Origin of the sequence: Nocardioides nitrophenolicus, assembly GCF_016907515.1 — a bacterium.
GTDB classification, from domain to species: Bacteria; Actinomycetota; Actinomycetes; order Propionibacteriales; family Nocardioidaceae; genus Nocardioides; species Nocardioides nitrophenolicus.
The window spans coordinates 3,581,003-3,603,499 of sequence record NZ_JAFBBY010000001.1 but is presented as its reverse complement, the minus strand read 5'-3'; the positions used below and the strand labels follow the sequence as shown (position 1 = coordinate 3,603,499).

The 22,497-nt window shown below is 72.1% G+C and carries 23 protein-coding genes; 8 read left to right on the top strand and 15 right to left on the bottom strand.

All coding sequences use genetic code 11. From position 1 onward, the window contains the following. The first annotated feature begins 3 nt into the window (after positions 1 to 3). Genes JOD66_RS17585 through JOD66_RS17575 form a run of 3 tightly spaced genes read left to right on the top strand, consistent with a single transcriptional unit; the run spans position 4 to position 3,492 of the window. On the top strand, positions 4 to 852 hold the full coding sequence (locus JOD66_RS17585; protein ID WP_204838130.1) for a PaaX family transcriptional regulator: 849 nt from the start codon (positions 4 to 6) through the stop codon (positions 850 to 852). Beyond that, a complete protein-coding gene (gene kynU, locus JOD66_RS17580; protein ID WP_204838129.1) occupies positions 849 to 2,144 on the top strand; it encodes a kynureninase in 1,296 nt (431 codons plus the stop codon). Before JOD66_RS17585 ends, kynU begins: the two co-directional genes overlap by 4 nt. Continuing rightward, positions 2,137 to 3,492, top strand: coding sequence for an FAD-dependent oxidoreductase (locus tag JOD66_RS17575; protein ID WP_204838128.1), 1,356 nt, complete (start codon positions 2,137 to 2,139; stop codon positions 3,490 to 3,492). Before kynU ends, JOD66_RS17575 begins: the two co-directional genes overlap by 8 nt. A 66-nt stretch (positions 3,493 to 3,558) precedes the next feature. Here the strand turns inward: JOD66_RS17575 and JOD66_RS17570 are convergent, their stop codons facing one another. The 7 genes from JOD66_RS17570 to JOD66_RS17540 all read right to left on the bottom strand — a co-directional run bounded on the left by JOD66_RS17570 (position 3,559) and on the right by JOD66_RS17540 (position 10,028). Continuing rightward, positions 3,559 to 4,110: a calcium-binding protein gene (locus tag JOD66_RS17570; protein WP_204838127.1), complete on the bottom strand. Its 552-nt coding sequence runs from the start codon at positions 4,108 to 4,110 to the stop codon at positions 3,559 to 3,561. After that, positions 4,107 to 4,526, bottom strand: a complete 420-nt coding sequence (locus JOD66_RS17565) for a hypothetical protein (RefSeq protein WP_204838126.1) — start codon at positions 4,524 to 4,526, stop codon at positions 4,107 to 4,109. The genes JOD66_RS17570 and JOD66_RS17565 overlap by 4 nt, the downstream gene beginning before the upstream one ends. 246 nt (positions 4,527 to 4,772) lie before the next feature. Continuing rightward, positions 4,773 to 5,798 carry a phosphotransferase family protein gene (locus JOD66_RS17560; protein ID WP_204838125.1) on the bottom strand — a complete coding sequence of 342 codons (1,026 nt, stop codon included), beginning with the start codon at positions 5,796 to 5,798 and terminating at the stop codon, positions 4,773 to 4,775. Continuing rightward, on the bottom strand, positions 5,795 to 6,973 hold the full coding sequence (locus JOD66_RS17555; protein WP_204838124.1) for an acyl-CoA dehydrogenase family protein: 1,179 nt from the start codon (positions 6,971 to 6,973) through the stop codon (positions 5,795 to 5,797). Before JOD66_RS17555 ends, JOD66_RS17560 begins: the two co-directional genes overlap by 4 nt. After that, positions 6,963 to 7,730 carry an SDR family NAD(P)-dependent oxidoreductase gene (locus tag JOD66_RS17550; protein WP_204838123.1) on the bottom strand — a complete coding sequence of 256 codons (768 nt, stop codon included), beginning with the start codon at positions 7,728 to 7,730 and terminating at the stop codon, positions 6,963 to 6,965. The genes JOD66_RS17555 and JOD66_RS17550 overlap by 11 nt, the downstream gene beginning before the upstream one ends. A 54-nt stretch (positions 7,731 to 7,784) precedes the next feature. Further along, positions 7,785 to 8,960 carry a thiolase family protein gene (locus JOD66_RS17545; protein ID WP_239545295.1) on the bottom strand — a complete coding sequence of 392 codons (1,176 nt, stop codon included), beginning with the start codon at positions 8,958 to 8,960 and terminating at the stop codon, positions 7,785 to 7,787. Positions 8,961 to 8,999: 39 nt separating this feature from the next. After that, positions 9,000 to 10,028 carry an NADP-dependent oxidoreductase gene (locus JOD66_RS17540; protein ID WP_239545293.1) on the bottom strand — a complete coding sequence of 343 codons (1,029 nt, stop codon included), beginning with the start codon at positions 10,026 to 10,028 and terminating at the stop codon, positions 9,000 to 9,002. 54 nt (positions 10,029 to 10,082) lie between these two features. Here JOD66_RS17540 and JOD66_RS17535 point away from each other — a divergent pair, with 54 nt between their 5' ends. From JOD66_RS17535 to JOD66_RS17525, 3 genes are read left to right on the top strand one after another with little or no spacing between them, the layout of a single operon-like run. Next, positions 10,083 to 11,048 carry a zinc-binding dehydrogenase gene (locus JOD66_RS17535; RefSeq protein WP_204838122.1) on the top strand — a complete coding sequence of 322 codons (966 nt, stop codon included), beginning with the start codon at positions 10,083 to 10,085 and terminating at the stop codon, positions 11,046 to 11,048. A 5-nt stretch (positions 11,049 to 11,053) separates the two neighbouring features. Beyond that, positions 11,054 to 11,449 carry a YidH family protein gene (locus JOD66_RS17530; protein WP_204838121.1) on the top strand — a complete coding sequence of 132 codons (396 nt, stop codon included), beginning with the start codon at positions 11,054 to 11,056 and terminating at the stop codon, positions 11,447 to 11,449. After that, positions 11,442 to 11,714, top strand: a complete 273-nt coding sequence (locus tag JOD66_RS17525; RefSeq protein ID WP_204838120.1) for a DUF202 domain-containing protein — start codon at positions 11,442 to 11,444, stop codon at positions 11,712 to 11,714. The genes JOD66_RS17530 and JOD66_RS17525 overlap by 8 nt, the downstream gene beginning before the upstream one ends. Here JOD66_RS17525 and JOD66_RS17520 read toward each other — a convergent pair. The 5 genes from JOD66_RS17520 to JOD66_RS17500 all read right to left on the bottom strand — a co-directional run bounded on the left by JOD66_RS17520 (position 11,704) and on the right by JOD66_RS17500 (position 18,402). After that, positions 11,704 to 13,068, bottom strand: a complete 1,365-nt coding sequence (locus tag JOD66_RS17520; RefSeq protein WP_204838119.1) for a DUF1254 domain-containing protein — start codon at positions 13,066 to 13,068, stop codon at positions 11,704 to 11,706. The two genes, JOD66_RS17525 and JOD66_RS17520, sit on opposite strands and share 11 nt — an antisense overlap. After that, complete coding sequence (locus tag JOD66_RS17515) at positions 13,065 to 14,405, bottom strand: DUF1214 domain-containing protein (RefSeq protein WP_204838118.1); 1,341 nt, start codon at positions 14,403 to 14,405, stop codon at positions 13,065 to 13,067. The genes JOD66_RS17520 and JOD66_RS17515 overlap by 4 nt, the downstream gene beginning before the upstream one ends. Continuing rightward, entirely contained in the window at positions 14,402 to 15,529 is a 1,128-nt protein-coding gene (locus JOD66_RS17510; protein ID WP_239545291.1) for an ABC transporter ATP-binding protein, read from the bottom strand. Before JOD66_RS17510 ends, JOD66_RS17515 begins: the two co-directional genes overlap by 4 nt. Before the next feature lie 43 nt (positions 15,530 to 15,572). Further along, the gene (locus JOD66_RS17505; protein ID WP_204838116.1) at positions 15,573 to 17,267 is read right to left on the bottom strand and encodes an ABC transporter permease; all 1,695 of its coding nucleotides are present in this window, start codon (positions 17,265 to 17,267) and stop codon (positions 15,573 to 15,575) included. Between the two features lie 82 nt (positions 17,268 to 17,349). Next, positions 17,350 to 18,402 carry an ABC transporter substrate-binding protein gene (locus JOD66_RS17500; protein WP_204838115.1) on the bottom strand — a complete coding sequence of 351 codons (1,053 nt, stop codon included), beginning with the start codon at positions 18,400 to 18,402 and terminating at the stop codon, positions 17,350 to 17,352. A gap of 151 nt (positions 18,403 to 18,553) precedes the next feature. Here JOD66_RS17500 and JOD66_RS17495 point away from each other — a divergent pair, with 151 nt between their 5' ends. Then, positions 18,554 to 19,042 carry a MaoC family dehydratase gene (locus JOD66_RS17495; RefSeq protein ID WP_204838114.1) on the top strand — a complete coding sequence of 163 codons (489 nt, stop codon included), beginning with the start codon at positions 18,554 to 18,556 and terminating at the stop codon, positions 19,040 to 19,042. A 31-nt stretch (positions 19,043 to 19,073) separates the two neighbouring features. Beyond that, positions 19,074 to 19,832 carry an SDR family NAD(P)-dependent oxidoreductase gene (locus JOD66_RS17490; protein ID WP_204838113.1) on the top strand — a complete coding sequence of 253 codons (759 nt, stop codon included), beginning with the start codon at positions 19,074 to 19,076 and terminating at the stop codon, positions 19,830 to 19,832. A 33-nt stretch (positions 19,833 to 19,865) separates the two neighbouring features. Here JOD66_RS17490 and JOD66_RS17485 read toward each other — a convergent pair whose 3' ends face one another. The 3 genes from JOD66_RS17485 to JOD66_RS17475 form a co-directional block, all read right to left on the bottom strand. Then, positions 19,866 to 20,192, bottom strand: a complete 327-nt coding sequence (locus JOD66_RS17485; RefSeq protein WP_204838112.1) for an EthD domain-containing protein — start codon at positions 20,190 to 20,192, stop codon at positions 19,866 to 19,868. A 92-nt stretch (positions 20,193 to 20,284) separates the two neighbouring features. Further along, entirely contained in the window at positions 20,285 to 20,905 is a 621-nt protein-coding gene (locus JOD66_RS17480; RefSeq protein ID WP_204838111.1) for a TetR/AcrR family transcriptional regulator, read from the bottom strand. 60 nt (positions 20,906 to 20,965) lie between these two features. Then, the gene (locus tag JOD66_RS17475; protein WP_204838110.1) at positions 20,966 to 22,477 is read right to left on the bottom strand and encodes a class I adenylate-forming enzyme family protein; all 1,512 of its coding nucleotides are present in this window, start codon (positions 22,475 to 22,477) and stop codon (positions 20,966 to 20,968) included. Positions 22,478 to 22,497: the final 20 nt, after the last annotated feature.

The following is a 22,497-nucleotide window of genomic DNA, read 5'->3' as shown; positions in this document are numbered from 1 at the left end:
ATGGTGACCGAGGAGCTGGACGACCTCTCCGTCCGGCCCCACAGCGCCAGCTCGGTGCTCCGCACCTTCATCGGCCTGCACCTGCGCCGGATCGGGGGCTGGATCTCGGTCGCCGACCTGGTCGACCTGTGCACCATCGGCGGCAACCCCGGCGGGACCCGCTCGGCGCTCTCCCGGCTGAAGTCCAAGGGCCTGGTCGAGCCGCAGGTCCGGGACGGCCGTCCCGGCTACCGGCTGAGCGCCGCGGCGGTCCCGATGCTCGAACGCGGCGACCGCCGGATCTTCCACCACCACCGACTCGACCCCGAGCGGGAGGGCTGGCTGCTCGCGGTGTTCTCGATCCCCGACGCCGAGCGCCACCTGCGCCACCAGCTGCGTCAGCTGCTGACCTGGCTGGGCTGCGGGACGATCACACCCGGCACCTGGGTCGGCCCCGGCCACCTCTTCGACGAGGCCACCGGCCTCCTCGAGCAGCGCGGCCTGCGCGACTACGTCACCCTTGCCCGAATCGTCGACCTGCACCCGCCCGGGGGCCTGGCCGCCGCCGTCGCCGAATGGTGGGACTTCGCGGACCTGACCGAGCGCTATGCCGCGTTCCTCGAGGCCCATCGCGACACCGAGCGTGCGTGGGACGGCACGGACAAGAGGGCGTTCGACGAGCACCTGCGCCTGGTCGACGACTGGCGCGCCCTCCCCTATCTCGACCCCGGCCTGCCGGCCGCGCTGACCCCGCCCGACTGGAACGGCCATCGCGGCGTCGAGCTCTTCCTCCGACTCCAGTCCCTGCTGTCCGGGCCGGCCGCCCGGCACGTGGACGCAACCATCGCCTCAAGGACAGGAACCACTCCGTGACCACACCCGACATCTCCGAGCAGCGCGCACGCGACCTGGAAGCCGCGGACCCGGTGCCGAGCCGCCGCGACGAGTTCCACCTGCTGGCCGCCGAGGCCGGCGACCACCCCGAGGTCGCCTACCTGGCGGGCAACTCGCTGGGCCTGCAGCCGCGCTCGGTCCGCACCATCCTCGACGAGGAGCTGGCCGAGTGGGCCCGCCTGGGCGTCGAGGGCCACCTCGAGGCCGAGCGCCCGTGGGCGCCGTACCACGAGTTCCTGCGCGAGCCGGCCGCCCGCCTGGTCGGTGCGCTGCCCCGCGAGGTCGTGGTGATGAACTCGCTGACGGTCAACCTGCACCTGATGATGGTCAGCTTCTACCGGCCCACCGCCGAGCGGCACGCCATCGTGATCGAGGACTCGGCCTTCCCCTCCGACTCGTACGCCGCCCGCAGCCAGGCGGCCTTCCACGGCTACGACCCCGACACCGCGGTGATCCGGCTGCGTCCGCGTGCCGGCGAGGACGTGCTGCGCACCGAGGACGTGGTGGCCTTCCTGGCCGAGGAGGGGCACCGGGTCGCGATGCTCATGCTCGGCGGCGTCAACTACCTGACCGGTGAGCTGATGGACATCCCGGCCATCACCACGGCCGCCCGCGAGGCGGGGATCGTGGTCGGCTGGGACCTGGCCCACGCCGCCGGGAACGTCGAGCTCGCACTGCACGAGTGGGGCGTCGACTGGGCGGCGTGGTGCACCTACAAGTACCTCAACGCCGGCCCGGGCGCGCTCGCCGGCTGCTTCGTCCACGAGCGCCACCTCGCCGACCGGTCGCTGCCCAAGCTGCAGGGCTGGTGGAGCACCCGCTACGAGACCCGGTTCCAGATGCACCCGGTCGTCGAGCCGGTCGACAGCGCCGACAGCTGGCAGCTCTCCAACCCGCCCATCCTGGCGATGGCGCCCGTGCTGGCCTCGCTGCGGATGTTCGACGAGAGCGGGATGGCCACGCTGCGCGCCAAGAGCCGGCGACTGACCGGCTACCTCGCGGAGATGCTCGACGCGCAGATCGGCGAGCTCCCCCTGCAGGTCATCACCCCCACGGACCCCGACCGGCGCGGCACCCAGCTGTCCGTCCGGATCGGCGGCGGGCTCGCGGCCAACGACGTCGCGCGCTGGCTGCGCCACGAGCACGGCGTGATCGCGGACGCGCGCCAGCCCGACGTGATCCGGCTGGCACCGGTGCCGATGTACTGCACCTTCCACGATGCCTGGCGCGCCGCGCGGGCCCTGGTCGAGGTGGTGCGCAGCCATGGCTGAGGAAGTCTTCACCGGCATCGGCGGCCAGCCGGTCCGCCGCGTCGCGGTGGTCGGCGCCGGGCTCGCGGGCTGCCTGATGGCCGTGCTGCTCGCGCGCCGCGGCCTCGAGGTCGACCTCTACGAGCGCCGCTCCGACCCCCGACTCGTCGGCGCCGAGCGCGGCCGCTCGATCAACCTGGCCATCTCCGCCCGCGGCCTCGACGCCCTGTCCCGGGTCGGGCTGGACGAGCAGGCCCTCGCGGCGGCGCTCCCCATGCACGGACGCACCCTGCACGGCACCGACGGCAAGGTGGGCTACCAGTCCTACAGCGCCGACGGCACCCGCGCGATCAACTCGATCAGCCGCTCCGGCCTCAACGCCTCGCTGCTGGACTGCGCGGAGCAGACGCCAGGCGTCACCCTCCACTTCGGCCACCAGCTGCGCACCCTCGACGCGCGCACCGGCGACCTCGTGCTGGGCACCGACGACGGGGAGGTCACCGCCACGGCCGACATCGTGATCGGCAGCGACGGCGCGTACAGCGCCGTACGCCGGGCGATCCAGTTCGCGGAGGGCTTCGACTTCAGCCAGAGCTTCCTGCCCCACGGCTACAAGGAGCTCACCATCCCGCCCACCGCCGACGGCGACTTCGCCCTCGACGAGCACTCCCTGCACATCTGGCCGCGCGGCTCGTCGATGATGATCGCCCTGCCGAACCTGGACCGGTCCTTCACCTGCACCCTGTTCTGGCCCAAGACCGGCGCCGACAGCTTCGCCGCCCTGGAGCGGCCCGACCAGATCGACGCCTACTTCCGCACCCACTATCCCGACGCCCATCCGCTGATGCCCACGCTGGTCGAGGACTTCCAGCACAACCCCGTCGGCTCCCTGGTCACCGTCCGGGCCTACCCCTGGGTGCGCGACCGGGTGGCCCTCCTCGGCGACGCCGCCCACGCGATCGTGCCCTTCTTCGGCCAGGGCGCGAACTGCTCGTTCGAGGACTGCATCGAGCTGGACCGGTGCCTGACCGACAGCGCCGGCGACTGGTCCGCCGCGCTCCGGCTCTACCAGGAGCGCCGCAAGCCCAACGCCGACGCGATCGCGGAGATGGCGCTGGAGAACTTCGTCGAGATGAGCGACAAGGTCAACTCGAAGGTCTTCCAGGCCGTCACCAGCACCCGCCACTTCCTCGAGCGGCGCCTGCCCGAGCGGTACGTCTCGCGCTACGAGCTGGTCTCGTTCACCACCACGCCGTACGCCCAGATCAACGGCCGGATCCGGCGCCAGGACACCATCGCGGGCGCGGCGGCGGCGGTCGCGCTCGGCGGGCTCGCGCTCGGCGTACGGCGGCTCCTGCGGCGGGGCTGAGCGAGCCGACAGAGCGGACCGGTTCGCCGAGCGAGCACGGCAACGCACGCACCGACGCGATCGGGATCAGCCGATGGTGTTGGTGTGGAAGTACTCGCAGCCGCCCAGGACATGGTCGAGGTTGGTGGTCACGAAGCAGTGGTCGTTGCTGCCCGTGCCGCCGTCGAGGTAGTCAGCGACGAGATCATCCCAAGCGACCACGGCATCGTCGTCCGCGCCACCGTAGAGCCAGTCCACCTTGTCACCGCCGGCGACCAGGTCGGTGCCGGACTTGCCGTCGATGACGTCCTCGCCGTTCTCGCCCATCAGGCCGATCGACGTGCCGTTGAGCGCAAGGGAGTCGTCTCCTTGGCCACCGCCGATGGTGTCCGGACTGCCGCCGCCGTACACGATATCGGTGCCCTCCCGCCCGGCGACGTCGTCGGAGCCGCCATAGGCATAGATCGTGTCGTTGTAGCTCGACCCGGTGATGGTGTCGTTGTTCGCCGTGCCGGTGCAGGTGCCGCCCGTGCAGTTGACATTGGCCGCCTGGGCGGCGCCGAGCCCAAAGCTGAGGCCGATGCCGAGACTCAAGCCGACCAGGCTGCCGACCGCGATCGCGGTCGTACGGCGCCTCACGGGATCAGCCCCTGCTCGACCCGGTCCTGCGCGGCGCGGTAGTCCCGCTCGAGCGTCGCGATGTCGGGGCAGTCACCGTCGACGAAGTCCTTCGCTGAGAGCGAGTATCCGAAGTGCTCTTCGCTGAATGCCTTGACGTCTGGCCGCTGATAGAAGGCGAGCGCGACGTCACACTCGCTCAGCGGGGTTCCCATCTCGAGCTCGGACAGATCGAGGCGTCGGCCCTCCTTCAGCGGGTCCACACCCTCGACGAGCTTCTCGAGGTCGTCCCCAGGGCGGGGGACCGAGATGGTTCGGTTGCCATCCGCGGCTGGACTACCGTCGTCGGTTGCTACCGCCTGGGCGATGCCGAAGCCCGCTGGGATCGTGAGAGCCGCGGCAGCAACCGCGAGCCACCTGTGTTGCTTCCGTGCCATGGTCCCATCCCCCCTCGCCCCGATCGCGACCCGGCGCCAGCAGTCGGTCGCTTGATCGTCGGTCGGCGCCCAGGCAAGGTCAACGAGTGAGCGGGAGCGGTGCGGAAACCGGCGAACTCAGCGGCGACAGCAGACAGAACGGCCGGCAGTTCAGTGCCGAGCAGCGCCACCTACGAACCGTGATGAAGCCGTAGGCGCTCACGGGTAGGCCTGGCGCGCCCCAGCTCGCCCTAGCCCGCCCCCCCGTCAGCCCAGCTGCCGCAGCGCCAGCTCCAGGTACGGCTCCACCGCCTCGCCGGCGGTGTCGAACCCGGCCCCCGAGCCGGATCCCGCGCGGCGGCGGTGGTCGATCCCGGCCGAGATGACCGCGACCTTGAAGCAGGCCAGCGCGTGGTGGAAGTCCCACTGGTCCAGGGCCACGCCGCCGAGCCGCTCGTAGCCGCCCGCGAGCTCCTCGACCTCGGGCAGGCGCGGGCTGGTCCAGGCGCTCGGCGCACCGACCACGAGGTCGAACGACGGGTGCCGGTAGGCGCACATCATCGCGACGTCGGCGACCGGGTCGCCGATGGTGGAGAGCTCCCAGTCGACGACGGCGGCGACCCGGTCCTCGCCCGCCGTTCCGGGCCGGCCGAGCAGGGTGTTGTCGACGCGGTAGTCGCCGTGGACGACCGAGGTGGCCCGCTGCTCCGGTACGACGGCGCCCAGCCGGGCGACGACCTCGCGGGCCAGCGCGCCGAGGCGCTCCTCGCCGACGGTCTCCCACTGCCCCGACCAGCGCCGCAGCTGGCGTTGGGCATAGCCGTCGGGACGGCCGAAGGACTCCAGGCCCGCGGCGACGTGGTCGACCCGGTGCAGGGCGGCCAGGGTCTCCAGCAGGCTCTCGACGACGGTGCCCAGCCGCTGGTCGTCGTACGCCGCGAGGTCGGCCTGGGTGCGGATCGCGGCCCCGTCGACGAAGCCGCTGACGGTGAACGGCACGCCGAGCACGGTCTCGTCCGCGCAGAGCAGCACCGCGTCGGCGACCGGGACGCCCGACGACATCAGCGCGGCCGTGACCCGGTGCTCCCGGGCGACGTCGTGGGCCGAGGCGGTGCGACCGGCGCGGGGTGGGGTGCGCAGCACCCAGCGGGTGCGTCCGTCGGTGATCGCGTAGGTGAGGTTCGAGCGACCGCCCGCGATGAGGTCCGACGTGAGCGGACCGGCCGACGCGACGCCCGCGGCGGCGAGGCGGTCGGCGACGGCGGCGAGCTCGGGCTCGGTCAGCTCGCTCACCGCTCGCCCCCCGCCAGCCGGCGTACGGCACGCTTGGCGATCGACCAGCGGTGCACCTCGGACGGACCGTCGTAGATGCGGAAGGGCCTGATCTCACGGGCGATCCGGGCCACGGGGAGGTCGCTGGAGACGCCCAGCCCGCCGCACATCTGGGTCGCCCGGTCCACGACCCGGTGCAGCGCCTCGGCCGCGAAGGTCTTCGCGATCGAGGTGGCCTCCGACGCCCGGCCACCGTCGTCGAGCTCGCGGCAGGCCGCGAGCAGCAGGGCCCGGGTCGCCGCGAGGTCGATCTCGTTGTCGGCGATCAGCTGCTGCATCATCCCGAGGTCGGCGAGCCGGGCGCCGAAGGCCTCCCGGCCGGCGACATGGCGGACCGCGACCTCGTGGGCCCGGCGGGCCGCGCCGGACCAGCGCATGACATGGGTCATCCGGGCCGGCCCGAGCCGCACCTGGGCGTAGCGGAAGCCCTCGTCCACGCCGCCGAGCACGTCCTCGTCGGGGACGAAGACGTCGGTGAACCTCATCTCGCAGTGGCCGCCGAGCATCGAGCGGTCCATGGTCCCGATGTGGCGCCCGACCTCGATCCCCGGCGCGTCGGCGGGCGCGAGGAACATGGTCGCTCCGCCCGCGCCGCCCGGCTCGCCGCTGGTGCGGGCCATCACGATGAAGAAGCCCGCGCCGTCGGCGCCGGTGATGAACCACTTGTGCCCGTTGACGACCCAGCCGCCGTCGACCCTCGTGGCCCGGGTGGTCAGCATCGACGGATCCGCCCCGGCGCCGGGCGCCGGCTCGGTCATCGCGAACGCCGAGCGCACGGTTCCGGCGACCAGGGGCCGCAGGTAGCGCTCGCGCTGCGCGGCGCTCGCGACATGGTCGAGCAGGTGGATGTTGCCCTCGTCGGGGGCGTTGATGTTCAGCGCCATCGGCCCGAACAGCCCCCGGCCCGCCGCCTCGAAGACCGGCGCGCGGTCCACCATCCCCAGCCCGAGCCCGCCGCAGTCGACCGGACCGTGGGGCGACAGCAGCCCGGCCGCGGCGGCCTTGGCCTGCAGCTCGCGGCGCAGGCTCTCGCCGCCGGCCGCCTCCACGTCGCCGTCGTGGGCGTCCTCGATCGGCAGCACCTCACGGCGCACGAACTCCTCGGTCTCGGCGACCAGCGCCCGCTCAGCCGACACTGGCGCCGCCGTCGACGTAGAGGGTCTGTCCGGTGATGTACGACGCCTCGTCGCTCGACAGGAAGGTCACCGCCGCCGCGATGTCGGCCGGCTGGCCGACCCGCTTCACGGGGACCGCCTCGGCGTTGAGGCGGCGGAACTCGTCGACGTCGAGCTTGAGCCGGGCCGCGGTCGCGTCGGTCATCTCGGTCGCGATGAACCCCGGCGCCACCGCGTTGACGTTGATCCCGAACGGACCCAGCTCGATGCCCAGGGTCCGGGTGAAGCCCTGCACCCCCATCTTCGCGGCCGAGTAGTTGGCCTGCCCCCGGTTGCCCAGCGCCGAGATCGAGGAGATGTTCACGACCTTGCCGTACTTCTGCTCCACGAAGTGCCTCTGCGCGGCCTTGGTCATCAAGAACGCACCCTTGAGGTGGACGCCCATGACCAGGTCCCAGTCCTCCTCGGTCATCTTGAACAGCAGGTTGTCGCGCGTGATGCCCGCGTTGTTGACCAGGATGTGGATCCCGCCCAGCTCCGTGACGACCCGCTCGACCGCGGCGTCGACCGACGCCCCGTCGGAGACGTTCGCGCCCACGCCGACGGCCTTCGCGCCCTCGACCAGGGGCAGCTTCGCCGCGGCCTTCGCGGCCGCGGCCTCGTCGAGGTCGACGATCGCGACCGAGGCGCCCTCCTCGGCGTACCGGCTGGCGGTGCCGAACCCGATCCCTCGTGCGGCTCCGGTGATGACGGCGACTCGCCCGTCGAAACGACCCATGACTCTCCTCGTTCTCGTTGTTCTCGTTCTGGTTGTCTCGTTCTGGTTCCGGGCTCAGACCCGGCGGAAGAGGGCGGCCAGCGCCTGGCCCCCACCGATGCACATCGTCACCACACCCAGCTCCAGGTCCCGCCGCACCAGATCCCGCGCCACCCGCAACGACAAGATCGCACCCGTCGCCCCCACCGGATGACCCAACGCGATCGCACCCCCATAGGGGTTGACGCGGTCCGGATCCAGACCCGCATCCCGGATGCACGCCACCGCCTGCGACGCGAACGCCTCGTTCAGCTCCACCGTCCCGATGTCCGACGGCGACGTCCCCGTCCTCTCGAACAACCCCTTCAACGCCAGCACCGGCGCATAGCCCATCAGCTCCGGCTCCATCGCCGCCGTCGCCACCGCCTCCACCACCGCCAACGGACGCAGCCCCCGCTCGACCGCAACCGACTCCCGCGCCAACACCACCACCGCCGCACCATCATTGATCCCCGACGCATTGCCCGCCGTGACCGTGCCATCGCGCTGGAACGCCGGACGCAGACCCGCCAACGTCTCCACCGTCGTCCCCGGCTTCGGATGCTCGTCCTCGGTGACCGTGACCGGCCGCCGACCACCCACCTCGACCGGCACGATCTCCTCGGCGAACACCACCCGCGCCCGCTCGGTCGCGGCCCGACGCTGCGACTCCGCCGCGAACTCGTCCTGCTCGACCCGCGAGATGCCGTACCTCTCCGCGACCCGCTCCGCCGTCACCCCCATGTGGAAGCCGTGGAACGGGTCGGTCAACATCATCACCGTCCCGTCCACCAACGACCGGTCCCCCAGCTTGTAGCCGGCCCGGGCACCGAAGTCATAGAACGGCATCCGCGACATCGACTCGTCCCCACCCGCCAACGCGAAGTCCAACCCGTTCCACCGCATCTGCATCGCCGCCGACCAGATCGCCTGCAGACCCGAGCCACACAACCGGTTCACCGTGTACGCCGGCACCCGCATCGGCAAGCCCGCCGCGAGCGCGACCCGCCGTGCGTTGTAGGCGTCCGGGCCGACCTGACCGATGCAGCCCATCACCACCTCCTCGACGTCGTCCGCCTCGACCCCGGCGCGCGCCAACGCACCTCGGACCGCGACCGCACCCAGCTCGAAACCCGGCACCTCCTTGAACACCCCACCGAAGCTGCCCACCGGAGTCCGCGCCCCGTCGACCAGCACGATCCTGTCGTCCATCATCTCCACCTTCGTCTCGGTTGATCCGTCGCGGCCCGATCAGAGCCGGACGAGCGTCTTGCCGACCGTGCGGCCGGCCAGCATGTCGGCCATCGCCTCCGGGGCGCTCGCCAGACCGTCGTACACGGACTCGCGGTAGACCACGCTCCCGTCGCGCAGCCACTGCCCGACCCGCTGCTCCAGCTCGGGCAGCAGGTCCAGGTGGAGGCTGCCGCGGAAGCCCTGGATGGTCAGGTGCTTCGCGGTCGCGAGGAAGATGTTGCGCGGCCCGGTCGGCTCCGACTCGTAGTCCGAGACCGTGCCGCACATCGCGATCCGGCCGTGCGGGCGCAGCGCGTCGAGCGCCGCCTCGAGATGGTCGCCGCCGACATTGTCGAAGTAGACGTCGATGCCGTCCGGCGCGAGACGGGCCAGGCCCGCGCGCAGCGGCTCGTCGCGGTAGCTGAACGCCTCCACCCCGGCCTGGTCCCGGAGCCAGGCGACCTTGTCGGGCGATCCCGCGGTCGCGATCACGCGATGTCCGAGCTCGCGCGCGAACTGGGCGACCAGTGAGCCCACCGCCCCGGCGCCGGCCGACACCCACAGCACGCCTCCGCCGTCGAGCGCGTCGACGACGGCGAGCCCGCTGTAGGCCGTCAGCCCCATCGGCCCGAGTGGACCGAGGTACCACTGCGGCTGGGTGCTGGTGACGTCCAGGCGGCGCAGCGTCCCGATCCCGTTCATCGCCTCCTCGCCGGCCCGCACGACGGCGTGCTCGCGCCAGCCCAGCGAGTGGCTCACGGTGTCGCCGGGCGCGAACCCGTCGGCGCGGGAGGCGACCACCTCGCCCACGGTGAGGATCCCGTCCATCGCCTCCCCCAGGGGGAAGGCCGCGAAGTAGCCGTCGGGAGCCGCGGCGCGCAGCCGCAGCCGCAGGCCCGGGTCGACCGAGGTCCAGGTGTTGCGGACCAGCACCTCGCCCACGGCGAGCTCGTCGGGGCCGGGCAGGTCGACCTGCGCGACGACGAACTGCTCGGGGCCGACCGGACCGGTCGGGTACGTCGTGACGTGCAGCTGAGCACTCTTCATGGTGCGCCTCCTCGGTGCTGGACAGGGCCACCCTACCTGAACTAACTTCAGTTCATGCCCCCTGAGCAGATGTCGGCATGGCAATGGACCGGAACCGGGCGCCCGCTGCGGCTGCACCAGGTGCCGGTCCCCCGGCCGGGCCCGGACGAGGTCCTGGTCGCGGTCCGCGCGGCCGGCCTGTGCCACTCCGACGTCGGCGAGCTGGACGAGCCGTCCTGGGCCGAGAACATCACGCGCAACCCGATCACCCTCGGCCACGAGATCGCCGGCGAGGTGGTCCTCGTCGGCCAGGACGTCCGGGACTGGACACCGGGCGACCGGGTCGGCGTCCACCCGCTCGGCAGGACGGTCCCCGGCTACGGCCGCGACGGCGGCTACGCCGCCTTCCACGTCGCTCCGGCCGTCGATCTCGTCGCGGTCCCGGACGGGCTGTCCGACGAGCTCGCCGCCGTCGGGACCGACGCCGGGATGACCTCCCACCACGCGGTCGCGGTGGTCGCCGGCGTACGTCGCGGCATGCGGGTCGGCATCATCGGGCTCGGTGGCCTGGGCCAGCTCGGCGCCCAGCTCGCCGTCCACCTCGGCGCCGAGGTCCATGCCGCCGACAGCAGTCCCGCAGCTCTGGAGCTGGCGGCGTCGTGGGGCCTGGCCGCGACCTATCCCGCCGCCGAGGACCTGCGCGGTCTCGGCCTGGACGCCGTCATCGACTTCGCCGGCTTCGGCACGACCACCGAGGCCGCGGTGCACGCCATCAAGGTCGGCGGGGACGTCGTCCTGGTCGGCCTCGGCGCGACGCTCACGACGCTGACCACGGCCGACGTGGTGCACCAGAAGGCCCGCATCCACGGCTCCTCGGGCGGCACCCGGGCCGATGTCGAGGCGGTCTACCGGCATCTCGCGGAGGGCGTCCTGACCCCGGTCCTGGAGCGGATCGACTTCGCCGGCATTCCCGCCGGGATCGAGCGGCTGCGCGCCGGCGACGTCCGCGGCCGCCTGGTCGCCGACCTGCGGGGACGGTGACGACGGTGCCCGGCGCGCACCATCCGGACCATCCCGGCGCTCGGGCCCGCTGGCCCGCCGGCGTCTACGGGACCGGCGCCGAGCCTGACTACCGGTTCTCCCTCGCCAACGAGCGGACCTTCCTGGCCTGGCTGCGCACCTCGATGGCGCTGGTCGCGGGGGCGGTCGCCCTCGACACCTTCGCGGGCGACGACCCCCGACCGGGCGTCCGGACGCTGACCGCGGCGCTGGTCGCGCTGGGCGCCGCGGGAACGGTCGCGGCCTGGCTGCGCTGGCGCGCGAGCGAGCGGGCGATCCGACGCGGTGAGCCGCTGCCCGGCTTCGGCGTCGGCGCAGTGGCCTGTGGGGCGCTGCTCGTGGTGGCGAGCGCGGTCGCCGCGCTGGTTCTCACCCGTGGCTGAGCCTGACCCCGGACTCCAGGCCGAGCGGACCCGGCTCGCCCACCGCAGGACGACGCTCAGCACCGCGGTCGCGGCGCTCGCGTTGGTCCATCTCACCCCGACCCCGACCGGCGTGGCACTCGCACTCCTGGCCGTCGCCGCGATCGCCGTCGTGACGGCGCTCCTGCCGCGGCTGCGCGACCGGGGCGGCGTTCAGCTCGCGATCCTCACCGGCCTCGCCCTGAGCGTCGCCCTCGGCGCGCTCGCCGGGATCCTCACCGGCTGACGGCATCCCTGCGCTGGACCGCACCCGGCGTCCAGACGCCGTCGAGCGCCTCGGGCAGCGGCTCGTACATGCGCAGGGCCAGGAAGAACCGGCCCCGAGGCGCCGGCAGCCAGTTCCCCTCGGCCGGCCGGTCCGGGCTGATGGCGATGCTCACCCCGCCGTCGGGGTCGACCACGAGCCCGGGCGTCGCGCTGCCCACCGCGTAGCGGTCGATCGGGTTCGCGACGAGGAGGCCCTCGCCGTCGTACATGGTCACGCTCCAGAACGCGCGGGCGGGAGGCTGTCGGTCCAGGCGCAGCAGGTAGTCGGAGGTGGCCCCGTCGAGGAAGACGCCGTCGACGTCGACGTAGGTGTTGTAGGAGGTGTTCTCCTCGACCACGTTGGCGGCGAGTCCGACGAGGTTCATCACCGACCGGCTCAGGTAGTTGACGCCGTGCGCGCCCTTGTCGCACACCTTGGTCCAGCCGGTGGCCACGCGCTCCCCGAGCTGGGGCCGGCAGGCGTCCAGCACGCCCATCGCGTCCGCGAAGCCCTGGGCGGCGCCCTCCTGGATGGCGGCGTCGAGCCGGTCCGGATCGACCGGCGCCTCGCCCGCGAGGCCCAGCAGGCCGAACCGGCTCACCAACGCCTGCTCCATGTCGGGGACGCCGCCGAGCCGCAGCGCGCCGTCCATCGCCCGCAGGAAGGCCGCCCAGGAGGTCTCCACCTCGGTCGGGTCGACCCGCGGGCCGAAGCCCCTCCCCCGGTCCGCCGGGCGCGGCTCCGCGCCGAGGCTCGGCGCGCGCAGCACGACGGCGTCCTGGAGCGCGTGCACCTCCGGCTCGTCGCCGCTCACCTGGATCCGCATCAGCACCCAGACCACCCGCGCGGCCGCGGCGATCCGGGCCGCGCCGGCCGGGACCCGGACCTCGTCACCGGGGGCGACCAGCCAGATCTCGCGCGCCGTTCCGATCGTCCGACGGCTGAGGTTGGCTCCGTTGCCGAAGAAGTCGAGCAGGTGCAGCGTGAAGTAGCGCTCCCCGAAGTCCGGCAGCTCGATCACCGCCGGCCCCTCGCGGAGGTCCAGCCAGGCCGTGGAGTAGAGGGTGTCGACATTGGGCGCCCGGAACACGGCGAAGCCCGGCGCGGCCAGGCGGCGCTCATGGACGAACCGGCCGAAGGCCCGGCCGTCCTCGGCGTGCTGCCGGCACAGCTGCGCGTACTCGAAGGCGGGCGTGAGCCCGTAGACCACGGCGTCGAAGGCGACCTGCCGCGCGAGCGTACGCCGGGCGGCCGGGTCCCGGGGGACCAGGTCGGGTCGCCGGGACGCCTGGATCTGGTCCGCGGAGCCGAGGTCCAGCGCGACATAGCTCATCGGGTCATCCTCCGGATCACGGGTGGCGGCTGCCAGGACGGGTCGCACGGCCAGTACAGGCGGAGCATGAGACGGAAGGGTCCCCGCGGCGCGGGCAGCCAGTTGGCCGCGCCCCGGTCGGGGCGCCGGGCGCTGATGTCGATCTCCAGCGAGCCGTCCGCCGACCGCTCGAGGCCACGGGTCCGGTCCCCGATCGCGTAGCGGCCGAGCTCGTTCGCGACCAGGTTGCCGACGCCGCGGTACATCGTCAGCGACCAGAAGCCGCGCACCGGCGGCGTCCCGGGCGCGAAGGCGATCCGGTAGTCGGCGTCGCGGCCGTCGAGCGCCCGGCCCTCGGCATCGACCTCGCAGACCGGGTAGCTCGCCTCCTCGGGCGGGTTGACGTAGATCTGGGAGTGCGCGACCGCAGCGCGGCTCAGGTGGTCCTCGCCGAACGACGCCACCTTCTCGTTCAGGGCCCAGCCGGCCACCGCGCCGCCGAGCGCGCGGACGTGCGCCCTGACCGCGTCGTAGCCGTCCCGCAGCCCGTCGGCCACCGCCGACCTCAGCTCCTCGTCCCCGTGGTCGCGGGCGAGCTCGTCGAGCCGGACGGCCTCGAGCAGGGCGTCGCGGCGCTCCCAGGCGACGGACTCCCCTCCGGTCGCGAGGACGCGGCGCAGCGCCCGCGCGAACGCGCCGGGATCCAGGATCTCGTGGTCCCGCTCGACCGCGGCGAGCGCGACGTCGACCTCGTCGGCCTCCCCGTCCACCGCGGTCGTCTCGTGGTGCGGGCCACGGAGCGACAGCGCGTCCTGGACGGCGTGCGCCGCGGCGAGATCCGCCGGGTCCTCCGGCTCGACGCCCGTGCGTCCGACGAGCATCAGCCAGCGGTCGCGCGTCGTCACCCGCACCTCGCGCGGGTCCGCCACCACGCCGGGCGCGCCGCGCTCGACGACGAGCTCGGGGAAGCCCTCGGGATGGGAGCGGCGGCTGATCACGACCGGGCTGGTGGTGTCGGCCTTGCCGACCTGCAGGCTGAGATATCGGTCGGTCGCCGTGGGCAGGACGACGCGGTGCGGCCCGCGTCGTACGTCGAGCCACGCGACGGAGTAGAGCGTGTCCACGTTCGGCGCCACCCCGACCCGCAGCGCGGGATCAGCCAAGCGTCGGGCATGCCCGAAGCGACCGAGCGCCGCGCCCGCGGACACCGGCGGCCGAGGGGCGAGCGGATCCGCGGGCTGGGTGAAGTTGAACCGCAGCCGCTGCGCGAGGATCAGCGGATAGGCCCACACCTGCAGGTCCGCGGCGGCCCGGCGCACCGCGGCCCGGCGCACCGCGGGGCGGCGCGCCTCGGTCACGGCGTCGCGACCAGCTCGGGGGTGGGCTCCGTCGTACCGCCGTCGGCGAAGACGTGCATCGCATCCGGCTGGAAGCTGATGACCACGGGCTCGCCGTCACGGGCAGCCCGCAGCCAGGTGCCGTGGGTGGCGGCGTCGGCACGCAGCCGGAACTCCTCGCTGCCCGCGGCGACCGTGACGTCGTAGTGGCGCCCGCCGAACTCGGAGGCCAGCAGGGTGGCGGCGAGCCGCACGGCGTGCGCCGGGGCCTCCTGCTCCGAGCGGTGCAGCTGGACGTCCTCGGGCCAGATCCGCGCGATCAGCGCGGGTACGTCGGGCAGCGCGCGCTCGACCGAGATCGCGACGCCCTCGCGAGTCTGCCAGCCCGCCCCCGTCCGCTTGAGCTCGAGCCGGTTCGACATCCCGATGAACTCGGCGACGTAGTCGGTGGCGGGGGCGTTGTAGACCTCGACGGGCGTGCCGAGCTGCTCGATCCGCCCGGCGCGCATGATCGCGATCTTGTCGCCGAGGGCGAACGCCTCGGACTGGTCGTGGGTGACGAACACCGCGCCGAAGCCGAGGCTCTCGTGCAGCCGGTGGATCTCGGTGCGGACCTGGTCGCGCAGCCGCGCGTCGAGGTTGCTCAGCGGCTCGTCGAAGAGCACCAGGTCGGGCTGGGCGGCGAGCCCGCGGGCGACGGCGATGCGCTGCTGCTGGCCACCACTGAGCTGGGACGGGTAGCGGTCGAGAAGGTGGCCGCAGTGGACCATCTCCGCCGCGTCCTCGACCCGCCCGGCCGCCAGGGCCTCCTTCATCTTCCGCACCTTGAGCGGATAGGCGATGTTCTTGCGCACCGTCATGTTCGGCCACAGGGCGTAGGACTGGAACACCATGCCGATGCTGCGCTTGTGAGCGGGCACGTTGAGCCGCTGGTCCGCGTCGAACACCGGCTGGCCCTTGAACTCGATGCGACCGCGCTCCGGCGTCTCCAGGCCGGCGAGGCAGCGCAGGGTCGTGGTCTTGCCGCAGCCGCTGGGGCCGAGCAGGACGAGGAACTCGCCCTGCTCGATCTCGAGGTCGAGGTCGTCGACGATGACATTGGAGCCGTAGGACTTGGTGAGGCCGGAGATCCGGAAGCTGGCCATCATGCACCTCTCGGGTGGTTCTGGTGGGTCTGGGACGGGGACATCAGAGGTTGTCGAGCACGTTGCGGCCGCCGACCATCATCGCGACGGCGACGCCGGCGGTCGTCACGGCCGACATCAGGATCGCCATCGCCGCGACGAGCGTGTACGAGCCGTTGCTCCAGTGGTCGTACAGCACGGTGCCCATCACCTGGGTGGTGGCGGAGCGGACCATCAAGGACGCGGCGAACTCGTGGGTCAGCAGGATGAACATCAACGCGACCGCGCTCAGCACCGCAGGCTTCAGCATCGGCAGGGTCACGCGCAGCGAGGTCACCAGCGGGCTGGCGCCGCTGACGGCCGACGCCTCGGTGTAGGTGTTGCCCATCGAGATCAGCGCGGTCATCTGCATCCGCGTCGCGAACGGGATCATCAGCACGATGTAGACCAGGATGATCACCCATTTGGTGCCGTAGAGGATGAACGGCGGCTGAGTGTAGGTCAGCAGGAAGCCGACGCCGAAGATCACCGACGGGATGCCGAGGGGCAGCGCGCTGATCACGTCGCCGAGCGTGCGGATCACCTTGAGGTGCTGGTTGCGGACGACCAGCATCGCGATCGCGAGTCCGACCGGCACGCACACCGCCACCGCGGCCAGCGAGGTGCCGACGCTGGTGGTGACCGACTCGATGATGCCGGGGGTGTCGACGAGCTTTCGGTAGTTGTCGAGGGTGAACAGGTCCCAGCTCAGGTTCTCCGACCAGTACGGCGAGAGCGACACGATCAGCACGCCGAGCAGGGGCAGGACCAGGGCGACCAGGCCGTAGCCCGCCACGAAGGCCGCCGCCCACCAGGAGCGACCGCCGACCGGGGCGAAGGACTTGCCGCCGTGAGTGACGAAGCGGCTCTGGTTGCCCAGCAGGAAGCGCTGGCCGAAGACCACGAGCAGGCCGAGGATCACCAGCGGGGACGCGGCCGCGGCCGCGGCCGCGTAGTTGACCGGCGACTCCGACGTGCGCCGGTACATCTCGGTCGTCAGCACCTTCATGCCCTCGTTCTGGCCGAGCAGCAGCGGACCGGTGAACTGGCCGAGCCCGAGCAGGAGGGCGACGCCGCCGCCGTACACGAGCGAGGGGCGGAGCAGCGGAAGGACGACCTTGAAGAACACGCCGAGCTGCGAGGATCCGCTCGACTGGGCGGCCTCGAGGTGCTCCGAGCTGATGTTCTGCATGCCGGCGCTGACGAAGAGGTAGACGAACGAGGTCAGGCCGAAGCCGGTGATGATGATGATCCAGGTCGATGAGTAGACGTTGACCGGTCCGGAGTCGAGGTGGTCCCACCACGGCAGCTGTCGCAGCAGCGCGTTGAGATAGCCCGGCCCCGGCGAGAGCAGGAAGGCCCACCCGACGACATTCGCCACCGAGGGCATCACGATCGGCAGGACCGGGATGATGCGCAGGAAGCCCGCCCGATGGGGCAGGCGGGTGACCGCGAAGGCGAGCAGGGTGCCGAGCACCATGGCTATCGCCAGGGACGCCAGCGCGAGCACGACGGTGGTGCGCAGCGTGTCGCCGATGTCGGAGCGACCGAACTGCGACTTGTAGCCCGCGCCGCCGTCGTCGAAGGCCAGCGACTGCAGCCGCCAGACCGGTACGACGATCAGGTACGCCAGCGCGGCGACGATCGCTCCGTAGAAGAGCCGGCCGCGCCACACGCGCGCGTCGACGCCCATCAGGGGGACTGCCCGGATCGGGGCCATCTCGTTCACCTCTGCGAATCGGGCCGTGGTGGCAGGTCGTCGACCTGCCACCACGGTGGGGCTTGAGCGGGGAGGGGGTTCCTCAGCCGAGGAACTTCTTCTCCCACTCCTGCTGGTAGGCGGCGACCGAGTCGCCGGACAGCTCGTCGGGGTCGCCGAGCGGGATCTCCTGCGCGAGCACGTCGGTCCCGGCCACTCCGGTGCCCTCGATGTCGGGCAGGACGGGGATGAAGTCGTGCGAGATCGCGGCCTGCCCCTCGGGGGTGACCAGGAAGTCGGCGAGCACCTGGGCCGCGTTGGGGTGCGGCGAGGACGACAGCACGTGGCTGTACCACGGGACGCCGAACGGCTTCTCGGGGATCATGAACTCCACGGGCGCGCCATTGGCCTTCTCGGTCAAGATGGTGCTGCCGATCGTCGGCGACGCCCAGATCTCACCGGACGCGATGGCCTGGCCGACGGCGACCGCGCTGTCGTAGACCCGCGGCTTCTGGGCCGCCAGCTTGTCGACGAAGCCGGGACCCCAGTCGTCGTTGATCTGGCGGTACATGTCGACGTACGTCGGGATCCCGGACGGGTTCGTGACGCCGATCTTGCCGCCCGCGAGGGCAGGGTCGAGCACGTCCGCGGGGGTCTTGATCCCCGTGGGCAGCTTGTCGGTGTTCCAGGCCATGCCGAACACCGTCGCACTGGTCAGGAACCACTTGTCGTCGATGACGCTCTTGGCCTTGTCGTAGGCCTCGTCGTCGAACGAGGGCCCGACGATGTCGACGGAGGAGTCGGTGTCGAGATTCCGGTCGATCCACCCCGCGTCCGTCGTCATGTGCACGTCGGCGGTGCCCCGGCCGGTCTGGTTCTCGATCTCGACCTTGGGCAGCAGGTCTGCGTCGGTGCCACGGACGTAGGTGAGCTTGATCTTGGGGTACTTCTTCTCGAACGCCTTCTTGAGCAGCTCGAGGTTGTCCGGGGCGACGGTGCCGTAGATGACCACCTCGCCCTCCTTGTCGGCCGCCGTCAGGATCTCGTCCCAGCTGCCGGCAACCTCTCCACCGCCCGAGTCACTGCCGCATCCGGCGAGGGCGGCAACGGAGAGAAGACCGCCGGCCATGGTCGCGGCCAGTCGCTTCATTCTCATGAACACTCCTTGGTACGTGCGGCGAGCCGCTAAATTGAAGTTGGTTCAGTTGAACCTTATGACGCGCGTCACGCCGACAGCAAGTGGTTCAGGCCATCTTTTTGAACTGACTTCAGTACAGGTGTGTCTTCACCATCCCGGAGGTATCGCCATGACCATCGTCTTCGCCGGCCCCGCCGCCTTCGCCGCCGCCGGCGGCACCGACCTCGGCTCCGGCCCCTGGCTCACCATCACGCAGGAGCGGATCGACGCCTTCGCGGACGTCACCGAGGACTGGCAGTGGATCCACACCGATCCCGAGCGGGCCGCGGACAGCGACCTGGGCAGCACCATCGCCCACGGCTACCTGACCCTGAGCCTGGTCCCCCGACTGAGCTCGGGCATCTTCGACTTCACCGACATCGGCCGCGCGGTCAACTACGGCATCGAGCGGGTCCGCTTCCCGGCGCCCGTCCGCCCCGGCGATCGGATCCGGGCCCGCGCCGCGCTGGTCGAGACCTCCGCCGCGGGCCCCGACGGCGCCGGGGTCCTGGGCCGGGTCCGCTACACGATCGACATCGAGGACGCCGAGCGGCCGGCGTGCGTGCTCGACGCCCTGATGCTGGTCCTGCCCGCCGAGACGACCCGAGCCGAGGATTGAACTGACTTCAATTCCATGCCAGGGTGACGACATGGATCGCTACACCGACCGCCGCGTCCTCGTCACCGGCGCCGGCGGCGGCCTGGGTGCGGAGATCTGCCGCCGCCTGGCCGCCGAAGGCGCCCGCCTCGCCGTCGCCGACCTGCCGGGCACCGCCGTGGACGAGCTGATCGCCGAGCTGCCGGCCGGCCGGCCCGGCGCGCACCTCGCCGTCGACCTCGACGTGAGCGACGAGAGCGCCTGGCAGGCGGCGGTCGGCCGGATCGAGGAGCACCTCGGCGGGCTCGACGTCCTGGTCAACAACGCCGCGATCGGCTCCATCCGCACGGTCGAGGACGAGGAGCGCGAGCACTGGGACAAGGTGCTCGCGGTCGACGCGACCGGCGTCTGGCTCGGCATGAAGCACGCCGGCCCCCTCATCGAGCGCTCCGGGGGCGGCGCGATCGTCAACGTCGCCTCGATCCTCGGCAGCACCGGCGGACTCGGCAACAGCGTCGCCTACCACGCCGCCAAGGGCGCCGTGCGCACGATGACCAAGAACGCCGCGCTGCACTGGGCCACCCGCGGCGTGCGGGTCAACTCGCTGCACCCCGGGTTCATCGAGACCCCCCAGCTGCTGGAGCGCTACGCGGGGACCGAACGACACCGCGCCATGCTCGCGAACACGCCGATGGGGCGCCTGGGCCGTCCGGCCGAGATCGCGGGCACGGTCGCCTTCCTGGGCAGCGACGACGCCGGATACCTGACCGGCACCGAGGTGTACGCCGACGGGGGCTGGACCGCGCGCTGACGGCCCGTCCCCGCCGGCCGTCAGCGCGCGGGCTCAGGCCTGCGGCACCATCACCCGCTCGTCGCCGGTGACGATGATGCTGCGTCCGCCCATCGAGCCGACGTGCGCGACGGCACGCTGCCACTCCTCGCTCGCCAGGGCGGCGTCCAGCGCCTCCTTGTCGTCGAAGCTGAGGACGGACATGCCGTCCCAGCCGGCCGAGCGCTTGTCGTCCATCGCGCCGAGCACCTCGGTGTGCAGCCAGCGCCGCAGGCCGGGCAGCGGATAGGTCACGTCGGCGTGCTCGCCGCGCCACCAGGTGATGAACTCGTCGTGGGTCCACTCCGACGGCTTCGAGGCGAGGACGATGAGGTTGTACATGGGCGTCTCCTGACTTGAATTCGCTTTAGGTGATGAGGTGGCGACGAAGCGGCCCGCGGAGGGCGCTCCGCGGGCCGTGGGTCAGCTCCGGATCAGGGGATCAGGCGAGCACAGGAGTCGACGACGACACTCGAGATCTCGTCGAGGGTGTGCGCGCCCTGGGGCCGGTACCAGCGCCACACACTGGTGATCATGCCGAGCATCAGCCGGGCCAGCACGATCTGGTCGTCCTTGCGCCGGCGTCGCGCGGGGGTGGCGGCCCGGATCAGGTCGGCCCACTCGTGCTCGATCTCGCGGACCAGCTCGCGGGCCCGCTGGCGCTCGGCCTCCTCGCGCTTGGAGGAGCGCTCACCGACGAGCAGGTCCTGGTGGCTCATCAGGATCCGGGCCTGGAGTGCCTCACGCGGCGTCACGTCGAAGGCCGCGGTCACCGCGACCCGGATCTTCTCGTCGGGGGCCTCGATGCCGGCCGTGACCGCGCGGGTGCGCTCGAGCGAGCGCTCCAGCTCGGTGCTCATGATGGTGAGCAGGCAGTGGACCTTGGACTCGAAGTAGTGGTAGAGGGCGGTCTGGCCGATGCCGACCTCGTCGGCGATCGTCGCCCACTTGGTGTGCTCGAAGCCCACGCCACCGAAGTTGTCGATCGCCGCGTCGAGGATCATCCGCCGCTTCGACCGGGGGCTCTCGGTCCGCTCCTGCTCGTCTACCGTCATCAGGCCCGTCCTTGATTCCAAGTGAATTCAGATCAGAGTATCCCGAGAGCGGGCCTCGGCTCAGCCGACCGCGCCGGACCCGGGTGCTGCGAGCTCGCTCGCCAGCGCCACGGCGCCGTTGCGGTCGAGCTTGCCGACCCGGTTCTGCGGCAGCGCCGGCACGGCGTAGACGAACTCGGGCCACTTGAACTTGGGGAAGTCGGCCGCGGCGAGATGACTGCGGACCGCCTCCAGGTCGAGGACCGGTCCGGTCGACACCACCAGGGCCGCGGCACGCTCGCCGAGCAGGTCGTCGGGCACCGGTACGACGCACACCTGGGCCACGCCCGGGATGGCCGCGACCGCGGCCTCGACCTCGTTGATGTCGATGTTGCGTCCGCCCCGGATGATCACCTGCTTCTCGCGGCCCAGGATGTTGATGGTGCCGTCCGCGTTGATCCGCGCCAGGTCGCCGGTCGGGAAGAAGCCGTCGGCGGTGATGTCGGGCGGCAGCGGCGCGCCCTCCCGGGCGTAGCCGACGAACAGCGAGGGCCCGCGGACCTGGGCGTTGCCGACCTCGCCGTCGGGCAGCGGCCGGCCCTCGGCGTCGACGACGCGGACCGTCGTCCCCGGGAACGGCCGGCCGTCGCGGCCCAGCCGGGTCGCGACCGGCTCCGAGGGCAGCGGCGTGGTGTGGCCCAGGCACTCCGACATGCCGAAGACCCGCAGGAACCGGGTGCCGAGGTGCAGCTCCGCGGTCTCCAGCGCATGGGTGTTCATCGGGCCGCCGCCGACGGTCATCGCCTTCAGCGAGCTCAGCGAGCCCTCGGATCCGGCCACCAGCGAGAGCTGCAGCGCCATCGTCGGCACCAGCATGGTCCAGGCGACCCGGCGCTCACGGAGCAGCGCGACGGCATCCTCGGGGCTCCACTTGTCGAGGCAGACCATCGGGCCGCCGAGCATCGCGGACAGGTGCATGCCGAAGCAGAACGCCGCGACGCTGGACAGCGGCACCAGCGCGCCGACCGGGTCACCGGGCACCAGGCCCACCGCGTCGATCGTCGCCTGGCCGGCGTAGCGCAGCGCGGACTCCGACTGCACCACGCACTTGGGCCGGCCCGTCGACCCCGACGTCATCGCGATCACGACCCCGCCGTTCCAGCGCTCGACGCCGGTGGTCCGGCCGCCGGCGGCCGCGCGCAGCGGCCAGCCGTCGAGCACCTCGCCGGCGACGGGCATCTTCGCGGCGTCCGCCTGCCAGGTCGCGATCGCCTGCGGCGAGGCGATGACCGCGTCGGGCTGGATGTCCTCGAGCGCGAGCTCGTACTCCGAGCGGGCGGCGTGGCCGCTGATCACGGCGATCAGCCCGCCCCGCAGGCCGACCGCGACCGCGGCGGCGAGGGTGCGCCAGGAGTTGTCGGCCTGGACCAGCACGGTGGGCGCGCCCGCCAGCGACCGGTCGAGCAGGTCGGCGACCTCGTTCGCCCGGGCGACCACCTGGCCCAGCGTGTGCACGCCCGCCCCGTCGATCACCGCGACGGCGTCCGGGTCGCGCTCCGCGCGCTCGACCAGCTCCTGCGCCAACTGCCTCATGTCCCCGCCTCCTGCTTCAC

What these genes read in the sequence shown, in the direction of transcription:
- JOD66_RS17575 (WP_204838128.1), top strand. Translation starts at nt 2,137, where the DNA reads ATGGCTGAGGAAGTCTTCACCGGCATCGGCGGCCAGCCGGTCCGCCGC.
- JOD66_RS17565 (WP_204838126.1), bottom strand. Translation starts at nt 4,526, where the DNA reads ATGGCACGGAAGCAACACAGGTGGCTCGCGGTTGCTGCCGCGGCTCTC.
- JOD66_RS17550 (WP_204838123.1), bottom strand. Translation starts at nt 7,730, where the DNA reads ATGGGTCGTTTCGACGGGCGAGTCGCCGTCATCACCGGAGCCGCACGA.
- JOD66_RS17545 (WP_239545295.1), bottom strand. Translation starts at nt 8,960, where the DNA reads ATGGACGACAGGATCGTGCTGGTCGACGGGGCGCGGACTCCGGTGGGC.
- JOD66_RS17540 (WP_239545293.1), bottom strand. Translation starts at nt 10,028, where the DNA reads ATGAAGAGTGCTCAGCTGCACGTCACGACGTACCCGACCGGTCCGGTC.
- JOD66_RS17535 (WP_204838122.1), top strand. Translation starts at nt 10,083, where the DNA reads ATGCCCCCTGAGCAGATGTCGGCATGGCAATGGACCGGAACCGGGCGC.
- JOD66_RS17520 (WP_204838119.1), bottom strand. Translation starts at nt 13,068, where the DNA reads ATGAGCTATGTCGCGCTGGACCTCGGCTCCGCGGACCAGATCCAGGCG.
- JOD66_RS17510 (WP_239545291.1), bottom strand. Translation starts at nt 15,529, where the DNA reads ATGGCCAGCTTCCGGATCTCCGGCCTCACCAAGTCCTACGGCTCCAAT.
- JOD66_RS17505 (WP_204838116.1), bottom strand. Translation starts at nt 17,267, where the DNA reads ATGGCCCCGATCCGGGCAGTCCCCCTGATGGGCGTCGACGCGCGCGTG.
- JOD66_RS17500 (WP_204838115.1), bottom strand. Translation starts at nt 18,402, where the DNA reads ATGAGAATGAAGCGACTGGCCGCGACCATGGCCGGCGGTCTTCTCTCC.
- JOD66_RS17495 (WP_204838114.1), top strand. Translation starts at nt 18,554, where the DNA reads ATGACCATCGTCTTCGCCGGCCCCGCCGCCTTCGCCGCCGCCGGCGGC.
- JOD66_RS17490 (WP_204838113.1), top strand. Translation starts at nt 19,074, where the DNA reads ATGGATCGCTACACCGACCGCCGCGTCCTCGTCACCGGCGCCGGCGGC.
- JOD66_RS17485 (WP_204838112.1), bottom strand. Translation starts at nt 20,192, where the DNA reads ATGTACAACCTCATCGTCCTCGCCTCGAAGCCGTCGGAGTGGACCCAC.
- JOD66_RS17480 (WP_204838111.1), bottom strand. Translation starts at nt 20,905, where the DNA reads ATGACGGTAGACGAGCAGGAGCGGACCGAGAGCCCCCGGTCGAAGCGG.
- JOD66_RS17475 (WP_204838110.1), bottom strand. Translation starts at nt 22,477, where the DNA reads ATGAGGCAGTTGGCGCAGGAGCTGGTCGAGCGCGCGGAGCGCGACCCG.